The 16,160-nt window shown below is 68.3% G+C and carries 16 protein-coding genes; 10 read left to right on the forward strand and 6 right to left on the reverse strand.

The window, feature by feature from the left end:
• Positions 1-67 precede the first annotated feature (67 nt).
• On the reverse strand, positions 68-958 hold the full coding sequence (gene dapA, locus ACFWO8_RS15495) for a 4-hydroxy-tetrahydrodipicolinate synthase (protein WP_378950309.1): 891 nt from the start codon (positions 956-958) through the stop codon (positions 68-70).
• A gap of 71 nt (positions 959-1,029) precedes the next feature.
• Between dapA and ACFWO8_RS15500 the strand changes: the two genes are divergently transcribed.
• Positions 1,030-1,902: a LysR family transcriptional regulator gene (locus tag ACFWO8_RS15500; RefSeq protein WP_378950311.1), complete on the forward strand. Its 873-nt coding sequence runs from the start codon at positions 1,030-1,032 to the stop codon at positions 1,900-1,902.
• A gap of 76 nt (positions 1,903-1,978) precedes the next feature.
• Positions 1,979-3,124, forward strand: coding sequence for an LLM class flavin-dependent oxidoreductase (locus tag ACFWO8_RS15505; RefSeq protein ID WP_378950313.1), 1,146 nt, complete (start codon positions 1,979-1,981; stop codon positions 3,122-3,124).
• Between the two features lie 13 nt (positions 3,125-3,137).
• Here ACFWO8_RS15505 and ACFWO8_RS15510 read toward each other — a convergent pair whose 3' ends face one another.
• Positions 3,138-3,872, reverse strand: a complete 735-nt coding sequence (locus ACFWO8_RS15510; protein ID WP_378950315.1) for a GntR family transcriptional regulator — start codon at positions 3,870-3,872, stop codon at positions 3,138-3,140.
• 135 nt (positions 3,873-4,007) lie between these two features.
• Between ACFWO8_RS15510 and ACFWO8_RS15515 the strand changes: the two genes are divergently transcribed.
• The 6 genes from ACFWO8_RS15515 (at position 4,008) to ACFWO8_RS15540 (ending at position 10,145) form a co-directional block, all read left to right on the forward strand.
• Positions 4,008-5,000, forward strand: a complete 993-nt coding sequence (locus ACFWO8_RS15515; RefSeq protein ID WP_378950318.1) for a BMP family protein — start codon at positions 4,008-4,010, stop codon at positions 4,998-5,000.
• Between the two features lie 5 nt (positions 5,001-5,005).
• Positions 5,006-6,568 (forward strand): ABC transporter ATP-binding protein, encoded by a 1,563-nt coding sequence (locus ACFWO8_RS15520; RefSeq protein ID WP_378950321.1) that lies wholly within the window; start codon positions 5,006-5,008, stop codon positions 6,566-6,568.
• 110 nt (positions 6,569-6,678) lie between these two features.
• The gene (locus ACFWO8_RS15525; protein ID WP_378950934.1) at positions 6,679-7,740 is read left to right on the forward strand and encodes an ABC transporter permease; all 1,062 of its coding nucleotides are present in this window, start codon (positions 6,679-6,681) and stop codon (positions 7,738-7,740) included.
• Entirely contained in the window at positions 7,737-8,663 is a 927-nt protein-coding gene (locus tag ACFWO8_RS15530) for an ABC transporter permease (RefSeq protein ID WP_378950324.1), read from the forward strand. Before ACFWO8_RS15525 ends, ACFWO8_RS15530 begins: the two co-directional genes overlap by 4 nt.
• A 28-nt stretch (positions 8,664-8,691) precedes the next feature.
• Positions 8,692-9,672 carry an ornithine cyclodeaminase family protein gene (locus tag ACFWO8_RS15535; RefSeq protein WP_378950327.1) on the forward strand — a complete coding sequence of 327 codons (981 nt, stop codon included), beginning with the start codon at positions 8,692-8,694 and terminating at the stop codon, positions 9,670-9,672.
• Entirely contained in the window at positions 9,669-10,145 is a 477-nt protein-coding gene (locus tag ACFWO8_RS15540; RefSeq protein WP_378950330.1) for a nucleoside deaminase, read from the forward strand. The genes ACFWO8_RS15535 and ACFWO8_RS15540 overlap by 4 nt, the downstream gene beginning before the upstream one ends.
• Before the next feature lie 56 nt (positions 10,146-10,201).
• On the opposite strand, the gene ACFWO8_RS15545 is transcribed toward ACFWO8_RS15540, so the two are convergent.
• The 3 genes from ACFWO8_RS15545 to ACFWO8_RS15555 form a co-directional block, all read right to left on the reverse strand.
• On the reverse strand, positions 10,202-11,569 hold the full coding sequence (locus ACFWO8_RS15545; protein WP_378950334.1) for an MFS transporter: 1,368 nt from the start codon (positions 11,567-11,569) through the stop codon (positions 10,202-10,204).
• 251 nt (positions 11,570-11,820) lie between these two features.
• Positions 11,821-13,098, reverse strand: a complete 1,278-nt coding sequence (locus tag ACFWO8_RS15550) for an RNA polymerase sigma factor (RefSeq protein WP_378950337.1) — start codon at positions 13,096-13,098, stop codon at positions 11,821-11,823.
• Between the two features lie 6 nt (positions 13,099-13,104).
• The gene (locus ACFWO8_RS15555; protein ID WP_378914396.1) at positions 13,105-13,524 is read right to left on the reverse strand and encodes a YciI family protein; all 420 of its coding nucleotides are present in this window, start codon (positions 13,522-13,524) and stop codon (positions 13,105-13,107) included.
• A gap of 250 nt (positions 13,525-13,774) precedes the next feature.
• On the opposite strand from ACFWO8_RS15555, the gene ACFWO8_RS15560 reads away from it, so the two are divergent.
• Together ACFWO8_RS15560 and ACFWO8_RS15565 are read left to right on the forward strand one after the other, a co-directional pair.
• Positions 13,775-14,554, forward strand: a complete 780-nt coding sequence (locus ACFWO8_RS15560; protein WP_378950340.1) for a crotonase/enoyl-CoA hydratase family protein — start codon at positions 13,775-13,777, stop codon at positions 14,552-14,554.
• A gap of 4 nt (positions 14,555-14,558) precedes the next feature.
• On the forward strand, positions 14,559-15,374 hold the full coding sequence (locus ACFWO8_RS15565; protein WP_378950343.1) for an SDR family oxidoreductase: 816 nt from the start codon (positions 14,559-14,561) through the stop codon (positions 15,372-15,374).
• A gap of 142 nt (positions 15,375-15,516) precedes the next feature.
• Here ACFWO8_RS15565 and ACFWO8_RS15570 read toward each other — a convergent pair whose 3' ends face one another.
• The gene (locus ACFWO8_RS15570) at positions 15,517-16,125 is read right to left on the reverse strand and encodes a TetR/AcrR family transcriptional regulator (RefSeq protein WP_378950346.1); all 609 of its coding nucleotides are present in this window, start codon (positions 16,123-16,125) and stop codon (positions 15,517-15,519) included.
• Positions 16,126-16,160 lie beyond the last annotated feature (35 nt).

Consider the following 16,160-nt stretch of genomic DNA (forward strand, 5'->3'; position numbering starts at 1 on the left):
TCGGTGCCGAAGACCAGTGAAATCTACTGTTCGTAATCCCGGCGCCGTCGATACCGAGACCTCGGTGTCACACCCGCGTGATCGTCGCCGCCTCGCTCGCCACCAGCGCCGCCTCGGTCGCGGCACGCGAGGCGGGCAGCATCGGCAGCCGAACGGCCGCGCTGGAGATCTGGCCGCGCTCGGCGAGTACCGCCTTGATGACGGTGGGGTTGGGCTCGGCGAACAGGGCCGCGGCGAGTGCGTCGAGGCTGTTGCCGATGGCGCGGGCCCGGGTGACGTCACCGGCGTGCCAGGCCTCGATGAGATCGGCGTATGCGCGGGGCGCGATGTTGGCCGCGGCCGGGATCGCGCCGTGCGCGCCGAGGGCGAGCAGGGCGGAGGCGAATCGGTCGTCGCCGCTGAGCACGGTCGCCGAGGTCTGTGCGGCCATCAATTCGACACTGGCCGCGTCGATTCCGCCGACGGCGTGTTTGAAGCCGACGATATTGGGGGTGTTGGCGAGACGAATCAGTGTGCTACCGCTCAGTGGGCGCCCTGTGCGGTGCGGCACGTCGTAGACCAGCAGCGGAGCCGGGCTGATCGCCGCCAGCTGCGTGAAGTGCGCGATCACACCGTCTTCGCTGGGTCGCACGTAGTACGGCACCACCGCCAGCACGGCCGCGACGGGCCGCGCGAGTTCGGCGATCGCTCGGACCGATTCAGCGGTGGCGTTGCCCCCCGTACCGGCGATCAGTGGTGCGCCGCGGTCGGCGCAGACACTCGCACAGATGTCGAGGACTCGGGCGCGTTCAGCACCGGTGAGCGCGGAGGGTTCCCCGGTGGTGCCGAGCGCGACGAGGCCGGTCGCGCCCCTGTCGAGGACGGCGTGCGCGTGGCGTTCGAGTCCGGCGGGATCGAGTGCCCCGTCAGCGGTGAACGGCGTGATCAGGGGGACGAAGAGGCCGTGTAGCGATGTCATGGCTCCATCATCGAGCCGGACCTATCATCAGGTCTAGTTCACATTCATAACGCCGACCGTAAGCTGAACTGATGCTCGATGTCCGCAAACTTCGCCTGCTCCGTGAACTCGCCCACCGCGGCACCATCGCCGCGGTCGCCGAGGCGCTCAGCTATACGCCCTCGGCGGTGTCCCAGCAGCTCACCGCCCTCGAACGCGAAGCGGGCGTCCCGCTGCTCGAACGCTCGGGCCGCCGCGTCACCCTCACACCCGCCGCCCATCTCTTGGTCGGCCACACCGAGACCATCCTGGCGGCCCTCGAACACGCCGACGCCGAATTGTCCTGCACCCGTGACGAACTGGCGGGAACCCTGCGCATCGGTACCTTCCCTACTGCGGCGCGTACCCTGCTGTCCCCCGCCTTGGTCACCCTGAGCACCGATCATCCGCGCCTGGAACTCACCGTCACCGAAATCGACCCGGCCGACATCCCGAACGCCTTGCGCGCGGGCACATTGGACATCGCGCTCACCCACGACTACGACCTGGTCCCCGCCGACGCCGACGCCTCCTTACACACCGAACCCCTGCACACCGAAACCGTGTACCTCGCCACGCGAACCCCCGCGCCCACCCAGGATCCGCTGGCCGCGCACCGCCGATCCGCCTGGATCGCGGGAACTCCCGGCACCCTGTGCCACACCTTGACGATCCGAGCCTGCCAGGCAACAGGATTCACCCCCCATATCCGCCACCACGCCGACGACTTCGACACTGTTCTCACCCTCGTCGCCGCGGGCGCGGGCACCGCGATAGTCCCCGCTCTAGCCCTCTACGCACCCCCCGAACACATCACGCTCACCCCCCTGCCGATCCGCCGCCACACCCAACTGGTCTACCGAAACGGCACCGGCCTGCATCCCGCCATCCACGCCGCCCGCGTCGCCCTGCACGCCGCGGGATAGCGACCGCCGACCGGTGGGACAATCGAGGTGGTCGCGTGGAGACCGGCGAAGCGGCATCGAGTAGTGGGAGAAACCCATGGCACGAGTCAAGACCGGAATTGTCGACCCAGGCCTTCATTCCCGTTATGCGCCCGATTTCACCCAGCGCACGGCGAAGTTCGTCGCCGCGACGACCGGCGCCGACTCGCTGTGGGTGATCGACCACTTGATCGGGCTGTTTCCCTCGTCGGTATGGAAGCCGAGCCATGTCGGCGGCGCGCGGATCGCCCCCGCCGCGGACGCGTTCTACGAACCGTGGACCCTGCTCGGGCGCGCGGCGGCACGGAATCGGTGGAGTCGGCTGCGGCTCGGGGTTGGCGTCACCGACGCCGGTCGCAGGCATCCGGCGGTGACCGCACAGGCCGCCGCGACCTTGCATCTGCTCAGCGGCGGGCGAGCTATTCTCGGGATCGGTCCCGGGGAACGCGAGAACAATGAGCCCTACGGTGTCGATTGGCAACGCCCGGTGGCGCGCTTCGAGGAAGCTGTCGCGACGATTCGGGCATTGTGGGAATCCAACGGTGAGCCGATCTCCCGGGATTCGGAATTCTTCCCTTTGCGCGACGCGGTCTTCGCGCTGCCGCCGCACCGCGGCACCCGACCGGAGCTCTGGATGGGAGCGCACGGGCCGCGCATGCTCAGGTTGACCGGTCGATTCGCCGACGCGTGGCTGCCTGCCTTTCCGAGCAGTCCGGCCGAATACCGCGACAAGCTCGACACCATCCGGGCCGCGGCCTCGGACGCGGGGCGCGACCCCGCCGCGGTCCGAGCCGCGGGATGGCATTGGGTCATTACCGCGAAGTCGCAGACGATTGTCGACGAGATCCTCGACTCTGCCGTGATCCGCGCCTACGCGCTCGCCGCGTCCGCGCAAGCCTGGGCACGCCACGGTGTCGAGCATCCGTTAGGCCCCACGTCCTCCGGTGCACAGGACATTCTCCCGCAGACCATCGACGAGGCCACCGCGCTGGAGTACGGTCGTCGCGCACCTCTGTCGTTGATCAGGGAAGTCTTCCAGGTCGGCACACCCGACGAGGTGATCGACCAGTTCGCCGAACGACGCGACCACGGCCTGACCTACGCCGTGATGGTCGACCTCGGCGCATGCCATCCGAAACTGCGTACAGGACTCGGAACCGGGTCATCGTTCGCCAAGGTCGCGCGCGGAATCCGCCGACTATGACCGATCAGATACCTCAGGCGCTCTTGCCGCGCTGACGGGTGCGGGTAGCCGACACGGGGTCGATGGCGGGCATGGACCATTGCGCCGACAGGGCAAGACTGGGTTCACGACCGGAAGCCACATGGCGATAGGCGATTTCGGCCGCCGAGTCGGGGTCGTTGGCGGCGATGGCGGCGTAGAGGGCTTCGTGTTCGTCGCATTGGGTGCCGGGGTCGCGTTCCTTCGTCAGGTGGAACAGCCAGCGGACTCGGGATTCCAAGGGGCGCAATAACGAGTGCAACAGCGGGTTGCCGGAGACTTCGACGATGACCGCGTGGAAGCCGGCGTTCGCGGCGGCGATCGCGGCTTGGTCGCCACGGGCGGTTGCCTGACGGGCCGCGGTCAGTTGTGCACGGAGAGCGGCGAGGTCGGCCGGTTCGGCGCGTTCGGCGGCGAGGCGGGCCGCGAGGACCTCGAGGCTCTCGCGAACATCGAAAAGGTCGCGCACATCGGTCACCGTGAACGGGGCGACGATCGCGCCCTGCCGCGGCACGATCACCACCAGACCTTCTCGTTCGAGCATCTGCAGGGCCTCGCGCAGCGGGATCCGCGAGATGGCCAATTCGGTGGCGAGGTCGCGTTCCACCAGCCGCTGACCGGGGCTCAAGCGCAGATCGATGATCCGGTCACGCAGCTCCTCGTAGGCCTGATCCCGCAGCGACTTCTTCGCCGGTTCGTCTGCCACCGCATCATCCTTCTGCTCCTGCACGCCCACAACGGTAGCCCGCTCGCGGCGTGCGACCGTTTCTTACTTTTCCGTAATCCGCCTGTCATCTACGAGCCCCAGGCTGACACTTAACGGTATACCGCTAAGTGAGCGGTTCGTTCGAACAAGGAGTACCCCGTGCACAAGTCCACTCGGCGCGCGATCGCCTTCGGCTCGGCCGCCCTCGCCGCCGCTGCCCTCCTGTCGGCCTGCGGTTCCGCCGACACCTCGGCATCGGGGGGCAAGCTGAAGGTCGGTGTGTTCTTCCCCGGCTCGCTCTCGGACACCGGCTTCATGCAGTCGGGGTATCTCGGGTACCAGCGCATCGCCGACACGCTGGGCGACAAGGTGGAACTCAGCAAGGTCGAGCAGGTCGCGGCCAGCGACTACCAGCAGGCGCTGGTCCGCTTCGCCTCCACCAACGACCTGGTGATCTCGCTCGGCGGCCAGACCGACGCCGACGTGCGCAAGGTGGCGCCACAGTTCCCGAACGTGAAGTTCGTCGAGATCGGCGGCCCGGCCGACGCGAAGCCCCTGGCCAATCTCGCCTACTACGACCCGCAGCAGGCCGAAGCCGAATTCCTCAGCGGCGCGGTGTCGGCGGCGGGCTCCAAGTCCGGTGCGGTGGCCTTCGTCGGCGGTGTCGAGCTGCCCGCGATCGTCAACGCCGCCAACGCTTTCAGCAACGGCGCCCGCTTCGCCGAACCGGACGTCAAGGTCCTCACCCCGCAGTATGTCGGCGACTTCAACGACCCCGCCAAGGCCAAGCAGGCCGCACTGGCCGACTACGGCGCGGGCGCGGGCACGCTCGGCCAGATCGTGAACCTGGGCAAGGCGGGCATGGAGCAGGCCGCGGCCCAGTCCGGTGCCACGATGGTCGGCGGCCCGATCCCCGGTGACTGCACCAACCCCGTGTACCTGGGCTACGTGCACACCGATATCGGCGCCGAGGTCGAGTTCGCGGTGAACGCCGCGCTCGACAACTCGTGGAAGGCCGAGAACGTGCGATTCGGGCTCACCTCGCCCAACGACGGCACCGATTTCGTGTTGTGCAGCAAGGATTCCGGGGTCGTAGACGCACTCGCGAAGGCGAAAACGGCCCTGTCCACCGGCGCCGTCAAGCCGTACTGAGCACCATGAGCACTCCCGCATTGACCCTGCAGGGGGTCGGTAAGCGCTTCGGTGACGTGCAGGCACTGCACGATGTGGACGTCACCGTCGAATCCGGCACTGTCCATTGCATTCTCGGCGAGAACGGCGCGGGCAAGTCGACGCTGTGCAATCTCGTGTTCGGCGGCTACCGCCCCGACTCCGGCCGAATGCGACTGGGCGACAAAACTTTCCGGCCCGACTCCCCCGCCGCCGCGATGGCCTCCGGGGTCGCCATGGTGCACCAGCACTTCAGCCTGGTCACCACCATGACCGTCGCGGAGAACCTGCTGCTCACCCAGCACGGACTCCGGATGCGTCGCAAGGACCTGACCGACCGGCTCGACGAGATCGCGCAGCGCTACCGCCTGCGGATCGATCTCGACCAGCAGGTCGCGACGATGCCGGTCGGCGCACGGCAGAAGGTCGAGATCGTCAAGGCGTTGCTGCGCGATCCGGCCCTGATCCTGCTCGACGAACCGACGGGAGTGCTCGATCCGGCCGAGATCGACGCGTTGATCGACACCTGCCGCGCCATCGCCGCCGACGGCAAAGCGGTGGTCCTGGTGACGCACAAACTGGGCGAGGTGGCCCGGGTCGCCGACGCCGCGACGGTGCTGCGGCGCGGCACGGTCGCCGGTGGTGGGCGGATGTCGAACACCAGCATCGCCGGGCTGCTCACCGCCATGGTGGGGCGCACCGCTGCCGACCTCGACCCCACGGTCGCCGCCACCCTGGGTATCGACGCTGCGTCGTCGGCACCGAAACCGGCAGCGAGAGAGCCGAGTTCACTCGAGTCGACGCCCGTGCTCGCGGTCGACGGACTCAGCGCGCGACGTGCCGACGGCAGTACCGCACTCGATGAAGTGCGCCTGCTGGTGCGCCCCGGTGAGATCGTCGGCATCGCCGGCGTGGAGGGCAACGGCCAGAGCGAACTCGTCGCGGTCCTGGCGGGCAGCACTCCCGCGTCCGGCGGCACCGTCACCCTCGACGGCACCGACATCACCGCCGCGCGCCCCGCCACCCGCACCGAACTCGGACTCGGTGTCGTCCCGGAGGACCGCCATCGCGACGCGATGGTCGCCGACATGACCATCGCCGAGAACCTCTTCCTCGGCCGACTCGGCCGATTCCGGCGTTTCGGCCTGCTCGACAAACGGGCCATCGGCCGCGCGGCACAGACCGAACTCGACAGGTTCGATGTGCGAGCGGCGGGACCGTGGGTGCGGATGGGCTCGCTCTCGGGCGGCAACCAGCAGAAGGTGGTGCTGGCCCGCGAACTGTCCGCCGCGAACCTGCGCTGCCTCGTCGCCGCCCAGCCGACGCGCGGATTGGATATCGGCGCCGTCGATTTCGTGCTGACTCAGCTGCGCCGCGCGGCTGCCGACGGCTGCGGCGTGCTGGTGGTTTCGAGCGAAGTGCCCGAGCTGCTCGCCCTGTGTGACCGCGTGTTCGTCGCCTATCGCGGTGCACTCGCGGGACCGGTGGAAACCTCCGACCCAGCGGCGGCACAACAGATCAGCGAAATGATGATGGGAGTATCGGCATGACCGCGGCGAACGAGAACCGCCCCGCGCGGCGACCGGCCATCACGGCCGGACTCGGCCGGATCGACCTGCGGCAGTGGGCGCATCAGCCGATCGTCGTCGCCGCCGCGGCCATGGTCGCCGCAGGCGTGATCGGTCTGATCCTGGCCGCCGTGGCCGGCGCCGCGCCGGGCGCGACGATGACCGCGCTGTGGGAGGGGATGTTCGGCAGCGACTACGCCATCGGCGCCTCGCTCAATGTCGCGGCCACCCTGATGCTGGTCGCGGTCGGTTTCACCATCGCGCACCGCGCCGGGCTGGTCAATGTCGGTGGCGAGGGCCAGATCTGCGCCGGCGGCATCGCGGCCACCGCGATCGGCACCACACTGACCGGCGCACCGACGGCGATCACCCTGCCCGCCGTCCTGATCGGCGCCGCGGCCGCGGGCTGGCTGTGGGCCGCGATCGCGGCGTATCTACGGGTCCGACGCGGTACCAGCGAGATCATCACCACGCTGCTGCTCAACTTCGTCGGCTTGGCACTGGTGCTGCTCGTCGTGCACGAGCCAGCGCTGCTGCGTCAGCCGGTGACCTCCTCGGAGACGCTCCCCCAATCCGAGCAGCTCACCGAGGCAGCGCATCTACCGTTGCTCGGCATCGAACGCTCCCCCGCGACCATCGCCTTGTGGATCGCGGTGATCGCGGCACTCGGTACCGCGATCCTGGTGCGCCACACCGCACTCGGCACCCGCCTGCGCGCGGTCGGGCTCAATCCCGACGCGGCCGCGCGGCTCGGGCTCCCCGTCCAGCGGTTGCGTTTCCTGAGCCTGTCGAGCGCGGGCGCGTTCGCCGGTGTGGCGGGCGGATTGCTGGTGGCGACAGCGCCTTTCGTGCTCGCCGAAGGATTCTCCTCCGGCTACGGCTTCTCCGGGCTTGTCGTCGGCCTGCTCGCTCGCGGCTCGTTGTCGGCGGTCGTCGCCGTCTCGCTGTTGCTCGGCTTCCTCGTTTCCGGCGGGATCAACCTGCAACTGGCGGCCAACGTGCCCGCCTCGACCATCGCCGTCGTGGAGTCGCTGATGATCGTGTTCATCGCAGGCGCCGCCATCTGGACCAGAAGCGTCCGCAAGTCCGAACCCGCTGCACCACAACCGGTTCCCTCCGTGGACACCACCGATCTGGCAGGAGCGCCGCGATGAGCCTCGACACGGTCACCGACATCGCCACCAGCGGAATCGGTTTCACCCTGCCCATCCTGGTGGCCGCGAGCGGCGAGTTGGTGAGCGAGCGCGCGGGCGTGCTCAATCTGAGCCTCGAAGCGATGATGCTGACCGGCGCGTTCGCGGGTGTGCTCGGCGCCGTCACCACCGGTTCGCCGGTCCTCGGTGCCGCCACCGCGGTGATCGCCGCGCTGCTCTTCGGTGCGCTGCAAGCGATCTGGAGTATCGGCTTGCGCGCCGACCAGATCGTCGTCGGCATCGCCAGTAACGCGCTGGCGCTCGGCGCCACCACCTATGGTGCGCGGCTCCTGCTCGCCGACGGCAAAGGACACAGCGTGCCGGGCTTCGACCCGCTGCAAATCCCTCTGCTGCACCGCATCCCGGTCATCGGACCTGCCCTGTTCGGGCAGACCGCACTCGGCTATGTGTGCATCGCGGTCGTCGCCGTCCTGGCGTTCGTCTTCTCCCGCCGCACCAAGCTGGGCCTGGTGATCGACGCGATCGGCGAGGACGCCGTCGCCGCCGACCGCACCGGTCTGTCCGTGCGGACCGTCCGCTACGGCTGCGTGCTGCTGGCCGCGTTCGCCGCGGGCCTCGGCGGTGCGCAACTCGCGCTCTCGGAAGTGCATTCGTTCAGCGACAACATGACCGGCGGCATCGGCTATCTCGCCGTGGTCGCGGTGATCGCGGGCCGCTGGCGCGCGCTCGGGGTGATCTGGGCATCGGTGTTCTTCGGCATCGCCCAGGCACTGCAGTTCGCGTTGCCCGCACTCGGTGTCGATGTGCCGTTCGCGCTGCTGGTGATGCTGCCCTACCTGATCGCGATCGTCGCCGTCAGCGGCCTGGTCGGCAACAGCCGCTCGCCGCGCGACCTCACCGTCGCCTTCGCCCGAACTTCTTGACCTGCCACTACTTTCGTAGGAGCCACCGTTGACTCTGATCCTGTCGCACTCCGATGTGACCGCCGTACTCGATCGCGGCGAGGTGCTCACCGCCGTCGAGCGCGCGCACGCCGACCTCGCGCTCGGCACCGCGTTCGTGCCCGCCCCACCGGCGATGGCGCTGGGCGGCGCGGCCTTCGTGCCGATGGTCGCCGCCGCCGAATCCGCCGGAGCGGCCGCCGTGAAACTGCTCGCCGACCTGCCCGCCAACCGCGAGCGTGGACTGCCGGTCCAGCGGTCGGTGATCGTGGTGACCTCGGCGGCCGACGGTGCGTGCGAGGCGCTGATCGACGGACGCCTCGTCACTGCCGTACGCACCGCCGCCGCCAGCGCCGTGGCGACGAAATACCTTTCGCGACAAGACAGTTCAGTTCTCGGCGTGATCGGCGCGGGCAATCTGGCCGTCGAGCACACCCGTGCGATCGCGACAGTGCGTGAACTCGAGACCGTGCTGGTCTGGTCGCGCACCGCGGCCACGGTCGACCGATTCCGCAGTGCGATAGCCGATCTCGGACTCGAGGTGCGCGCCCTCGACAGCCCGGAGGCTGTCACCCGCGCCGCCGACGTGCTGTGCACCCTCACTCCGTCACGTGAACCGATCGTCCGCGGCGCCTGGTTCGGTGACGGCCTGCACATCAATGCCGTCGGTGCGCCGCCGCGTGCGGATCACCGCGAGGTGGACGGCGAAGCCATGCGCCGGTCCATGGTCGTCGTAGACTCGATCGGCACCACGCTCACCAAGTCCGGGGACACCCTGGTGGCCATCGCCGAAGGCGCGATCACCCAGGACGCGGTGGGCACCGAGCTGGGCGAGGTGATCGCGGGCCGGGCCCCCGGCCGTCGCGGCGATCGCGACATCACCCTGTTCAACTCGGTGGGCATCGGCCTGCAGGACCTGGCCGCCGCCCGCCTGCTCATCGACAAGGCCCGCGCCAACGGCATCGGAACGGAAGTGGATCTCACCTCATGAGCGAGCTGACCGATATCGACATCACCCACCTGCGCCGCGCCATCGACCTCGCCGGGCACGCCGCCGCGCTCGGCGACCGGCCTTTCGGCGCGGTCGCGGTCGCCGACGACGGTGCTGTTCTGGCCGAGGGCGTCAACGCGGTGAACACCACCGGCGACGTCACCACCCACGCCGAACTGGTCGCGATCACCCTCGCGACCGCGGCGGGCCGCGCCGCGCACCTGCGTGGCGCCACCGTGTACGCCAGCGGCGAACCGTGCCCGATGTGCGCCGCCGCGATGGTGTGGGCGGGGGTCGGCCGCATCGTCTTCGCCGCGGCCGCAGCCGAATTCGGGCCGATCCTGCCCCCTGGGACCAGCTTCGAGCTCACCTGCGCCGAGGTTGTCGCGAGCTCGAACGTCCCGGTCGAGATCAGCGGACCGCACCTCGGCGAGGAAGCTCTCGCCGTGTTCCGCGCGGCCGCGCAGAGCTAGTCCCGGACACACCGAGGGCGCGGCGCCGTCTCGACGCCGCGCCCTCCGTGTGCGGTTCACTTCACCGCGACGACCTCTTCGGGCTCGCCCAGGTCACGCTGTTCCTCGATCGCCTCGGGAGTGCCCGGCACCTGGGTGCCGCGCAGCGAGACACCCTTGGTCTCGATGAGGAAGAACGACGCGATCAGGCCGACCGCGCACGCGCCGAACATGTAGTACGCCGGAATCATGTTGTTGCCGGTCGCGCTGATGATCGCCTCGTTGATCACCGGCGCGGTACCACCGAACATCGAGGTGGCGACGTTGTAGCCGATCGCCACACCGGCGAAACGCACGATCGTGGGGAACATCGCGGGGAACGTGGCCGAGATCGTCGCCAACTGTGGTGCGTAGAGCAGCCCGAGGATCGCGAAGCCCGCGATCGCGCCGGCGAGCGAGGAACCGATCAGGTGGTAGACCGGGATCACCGCGATCATCATCGCCGCGCACGAGAACATCCACATGGGTTTGCGCCCGATCCGGTCGGACAGTGCACCCAGGAACGGCAAGGTGCACAGCATCGCGACCTGGCCGATCAACGGCACGAGCAACGCATCGGATTCCTCCATGCCGAGGGTAGAACCGAGGTAGGTCGGGGTGTAGCTGAGCAACGAGTAGTTGACGACGTTCAGTGCGATCACCAGGCCGAACAGGGTCAGCACCGGACGCAGGTACTTCGTCACCAGATCGCGGTAGACGCCGGAGACTTCCTCGGTCTCGTCCTTGCGCTCGACCTCGCGGAACACCGGCGTGTCCTCCACCCGGCTGCGCAGGTACATGCCGATCAGGCCGAGCGGACCGGCGATCATGAACGGGATGCGCCAGCCCCACGAATTCATCGACGCGTCGTCGAGCACATTCACCAGCAGCAGGGCGACCAGATTACCGAGGGTGAAACCGGCGAGCGTACCGACCTCGAGGAAACTGCCATAGAATCCGCGCTTGCGATCGGGCGCGTATTCGGCCATGAATGTCGCGGCACCACCGTATTCGCCACCGGCGGAAAGTCCCTGGATCATGCGCAACAGGTACAGCAGAATCGGGGCGCCGATGCCGATCATCTCGAAGCTCGGGATAAGGCCGACGGCGAGCGTCGATCCGGCCATCAGAATAATCGTGGTGGCGAGCACACGCTTTCGCCCGATGCGGTCGCCCAGCGGACCCCAGATCATGCCACCCACCGGCCTGATCAGGAACGATACGGCGAACCCGAGCAGCGTGTAAACCATTCCGGACTCGCCGTCGCCGGGGAACAACGACTTCGCGATATATGTCGCCAAGTAGGCATAGACACCGTAGTCGAACCATTCGACCGCATTACCGATCGCCGAAGCACCGATAGCCCGGTGCAGCACCGACTTCGATTCCTTTGACTCCCTTGACATCCACAACACCTCTCGTCGTCGCCTTTCACGAATACCCCGCCTCTGTGTGAGCAAACGTTACGAGCGCGCGAAGACCGGCCTTTATAGCCTCTGAACTGTGAATATGGTCCTGCGTCACAGGGTATATCCGCCACCGTTATCGAACCGGCCGACTCGCCAGTGCCTGCCGAGACCGCGGTCGAGCGCGGACCACGGGATACCGGCTTTCCCTGTGCCGCTGGTGGCCGAACGCCGATCCCGGCGACGATCCGTCAGGCGAGGGCAGCGAGTTTGTTTGCGAGGACGGCTTTTTCGCGTTCGTTGCCGCACCGGCGGATGGCGTCGGTGAGCTCTTCGCGAGCTTCGGTGGTGCGGCCGAGCCGGGTGAGCAGTTCGCCGCGCACGCTGGGCAGCAGGTGCGAGGCGGACAGGGCGCCGGATGCGGCGATCTCGTCGACGATCGGCAAGGCCGCGGCGGGCCCGTTCGCCATCGACACCGCCACCGCACGATTGAGGTCGACCACCGGCGAGGGCGCGAGCCTGCCCAGCGCCTCGTACAGCACCACCACCCGTTCCCAATCGGTCCGCTCGACCGAGGGCGCGACCGCATGGCATTCGGCGATCGCGGCCTGCAAACCGTAGGCGCCGAGTCCGCGCCCGACTTCGCCGGCTTTCACCAGCGCGGCACGGCCACGCCGGATCGCCGAGCGGTCCCAGCGGCGGCGATCCTGCTGTTCGAGCAACACCGGCGCACCGTCGGGACCGGTACGGGCGGGAAACCGCGCCGCGGTCAGCTCCAGCAGCGCGAGCAGGCCGTAGACCTCGGGTTCGGCGGGCATCAGCCGCGACAACACGCGGGCAAGCCGCTGCGCTTCCCCGGCGAGATCGAAGCGGATGAGGTCACCGCCGGTGCTGGCCGACGATCCCTCGGTGAAGATCAGGTAGATGACGCCGAGCACCGATCCCAGCCGAGCCCGGCGCTCGGTGGCTGGCGGCACCTCGAAAGCGACCTCGGCCGCGCCGAGCGTCTTCTTCGCCCTGGTGATCCTGGCCTGCACGGTCGCGGTGGGCACCAGGCACGCCTTGGCGATCTCGTCGCTGGTCAGACCGCCGACGACGCGCAGCGTCAAGGCCAACCGCGCCTCCCGCGACAGCACCGGGTGACACGAGATGAACATCAGCGCGAGCACGTCGTCGTCGATCTGATCGGGATCCCACAGCACGTCCTGCGCCGCCCGCACGGGGTCGCCGCCGGTGAGCGCATCGCCCTCGCCGAGGTCGGCGGCGAGGGCGGTGTAGCGGTCATCGAGGGCGGCGCGGCGCCGGAACGCGTCGATCGCCCTGCGCCTGCCGACGGTGAGCAACCACCCGGCCGGCTGACGTGGCACGCCTTCGCGCGGCCACGTCACCAGCGCCTCGGCCAGGGCCTCCTGGGCGAGGTCCTCGGCCATCGCGAAGTCGCGGGTGTAGCGCGCGAGCGCACCGACGATGCGGGCCGATTCGATCCGCCACACGGCGGCGACGGCCTCGCGGCCGGTGTGGTCGCTCATCGTGATTCAGATCTGGCCGGTGGCCTCACGCCACGCGCGCTCCTTCACGACCCAGACATTGTCCTGCGGGAATTCATCGATGCTCGGGACCCGCCGGATCTCGGTCTTGGTGCCCGGTACGACGACCGGCATGCGCTTGGCCCACTCGATCGCCTCCTCCTTGGAGGCCACGTTGAGAATGTAGAACCCGCCGAACAGTTCCTTCGTCTCCCCGTAGGGCCCGTCGGTGACGACCGGAGTCTCCGACGAGTAGTCGACGACGACGCTCTGGGCCGCGTCGTCGAGCCCCTCGGCGGCGACCAGCACCCCGGCGCTGATCAACTCGTCGTTGAACTTGCCCATGGTCTCGAGCATCTCGTTGAAGTCGATATCGGCGGCCGCGGCCCAGGCTTCGTCGGTAGCGCGCATGATCAGCATGTACTTCATGATTTCGTCTCCTCGGATCGGTGTGGACCCGTCTGCCGGGCCCTGTGTTCATCCCTAGGTCGAACGGGCACCCCTGCGGATCGACACCCGGCCGAAATTTCTTTTCGCGAGTGTTCGGCAGCCTACGACGACTGGGGTGTGCGCGCCGGTGACGGACACGAATTCCCGATTCGGGTATTCAAGATCATCCGACGTGATACAGATCGAAGAGGTTTGTCATGCAGGCAGACACCAACTGAAGGAGTCACTCGTGAGCGCAGTTCTCGTCGAGCAACGCGAGCATGTGCTCGTCATCGTGCTGAATCGGCCCGAGGCCATGAACTCGGTCAACGCCGAAGTGAGCGCGGGGGTCGGCGAGGCGCTCGAGCGAGCCGAGGCCGACCCGCAGATCCGCGCGGTGGTACTCACCGGAGCAGGCGAGCGGGCGTTCTGCGCGGGCGCGGATCTGAAGGCGCTCAGTCGCGGTGAGTCGATTCTCGCCCCGGGACATGAGGATTGGAACCTGGCCGGGTACGTCCGGCACCCGATCAGCAAGCCGACCATCGCGGCGGTGAACGGTTTCGCGCTCGGCGGTGGCACCGAACTCGTCCTGGCCAGCGATCTCGCCGTCGCCGCCGAGACCGCCACGTTCGGCTTGCCCGAGGTCGCCCGCGGCCTGTTCGCCGCGGCCGGTGGCGCGTTCCGCCTGCCCGAGCAGCTGCCACGCAAGGTCGCGATGGAGATGATCCTCACCGGCGAGCCGATCACCGCGGCCCGCGCGCTGGAACTCGGCCTGATCAACCGGGTCGTTCCCGCCGCCGAGGTTCTCGATGCGGCGCTGGCACTGGCCGGCCGGGTCGCCGAGAACGCACCGCTGGCGGTGCAGGCGAGCAAGCGGGTGGCACTGGGCATGATCGACGGCAAGCTCGCCGACGACGCCGCCTGGGACCAGACCAACCGCGAGATCATGGCAGTCGCGGCGACCGACGATATGCGAGAAGGCGCCATCGCTTTCGCGCAGAAGCGCAAGCCGAAGTGGCAGGCGCGCTGACACGATGCGGATCCTGATCCTCGGCGCCTCCGGTTTCGTCGGCAGCGCACTGCACGCGCAGTTCGCCGAGAACCACGAGGTCGTCGGGACCAGCCGGGGCGGGCATGGGCTCGTCCCGGTGGATCTCGCCGACACCGGCGCGGTGCGGGCACTCGTCGGGCAGGGGTTCGACCTGGTGGTCCATACCGCCGGTGTCGTGGATCTCGGTGCCGCGCAACGTGATCGCGCCGCGGCCTACGCGGCGAACGTCGCACCGATGGTGCCACTTCTCGATGCCATCGCGAGCACGGGCGCGAAACTCATCTACCTGTCGACCGACAATGTCTTCGACGGCACGGCCGAGAACTACGACGAAAGCGCAACGCGCACACCGATCAACGTCTACGGCGAGACCAAGGTCGCCGCCGAGGACCTGGTCCTCGAACACGACCGCCACCTGGTTGTCCGCCTTCCGCTCGTCTATGGGCGCAGCCCACTGTCGAATAAATTCCTGGCCCGCTTCGCCGCACCCGAGATCCAGGCGCGCACCGATATCGTCTGCAATCCGCTGTATCTACCCAGCCTGGCGCCGGCGCTCGAGCAGCTCGCGGACGAATCGGGCGTCGTGCACATCGCGGGCGCGGAAACACTGAGCCGCTATCAACTCATGACCCGGGTCCGCGACCGCCTCGCCGCACCGGCACGCATCGTGGCGACCGATCGCTACTCCACCGTCCAGGACTGCCCGCGACCATTGCGCCTGGTCATGCGGAGCAATCGGCACAAACTGACCGGCCCGGACGTCGATACCGCACTCGACGAACTCCGCCATCCGCATTGACTGAGAGTGAGTGCACAGTCACTCACCTGACCAAGCGCGTTTCGTCGCCGCGCTCGATCACTTCTTCGAACTCGTCGAACGCGCGATGTCAACGGGGGCGGCCGATTCCACCGCCGAGGACCCAGCCGGGCACCCTCGGCGTTCAGCCCTTCTGCTGCGCGCCGATCGCGGATCCCATCCACCGGTGCAGGTATCGACGCAATTCGTCATCGGAGCGTGCCGGGTTACCCGGCGACAGGAAGAACGACTGCATCGTGCGAAGCACGTATTCCACGAGTTCGCGCAGGGCGGGGTCGTCGTAGCCGTGGGCGGTCCAGTCGACATCGAAGCGGCGGATCATCGTCATACCGAAGGCTTGAGCCTCGTCGGAGGTCATGTCCGCCGGGTGGGCGTTGGAATACGAGCTCGACAGCAGAATGCCCAGGTGGGGTGTGCGGCGGACGTCGGTGAGGGTGAAGACGACGGCCTCTGTCATCGCTTCGACAGGGTCGCCGAGGCCGCTGACCTGACGGGTGAGTCGATCGAGGAAATCGTCGACCGAGGCGATAGCCGAGGCGGTCATGAGCGCGTCGGCGCTGGGGAAATACCGATAGACCGTCTGGCGGATGACGCCGAGCGATTCCGCCACGTCGGCGATGCTGATCTCCGCACCGGTCCGGCCGATGAGTTCGACTGCGGCAGCGATGATCCGGCGCGTCGCCTCCGCATCGTCACCCGGCGGACTGCCGCCCCACCCACGTCTACGCGCCACCAGGTGGACGCTAGCACAACCCCAGGTCAGGGCGA

It is taken from the genome of Nocardia sp. NPDC058480, from assembly GCF_042720495.1.
In the GTDB taxonomy this organism is placed as follows: domain Bacteria; phylum Actinomycetota; class Actinomycetes; order Mycobacteriales; family Mycobacteriaceae; genus Nocardia.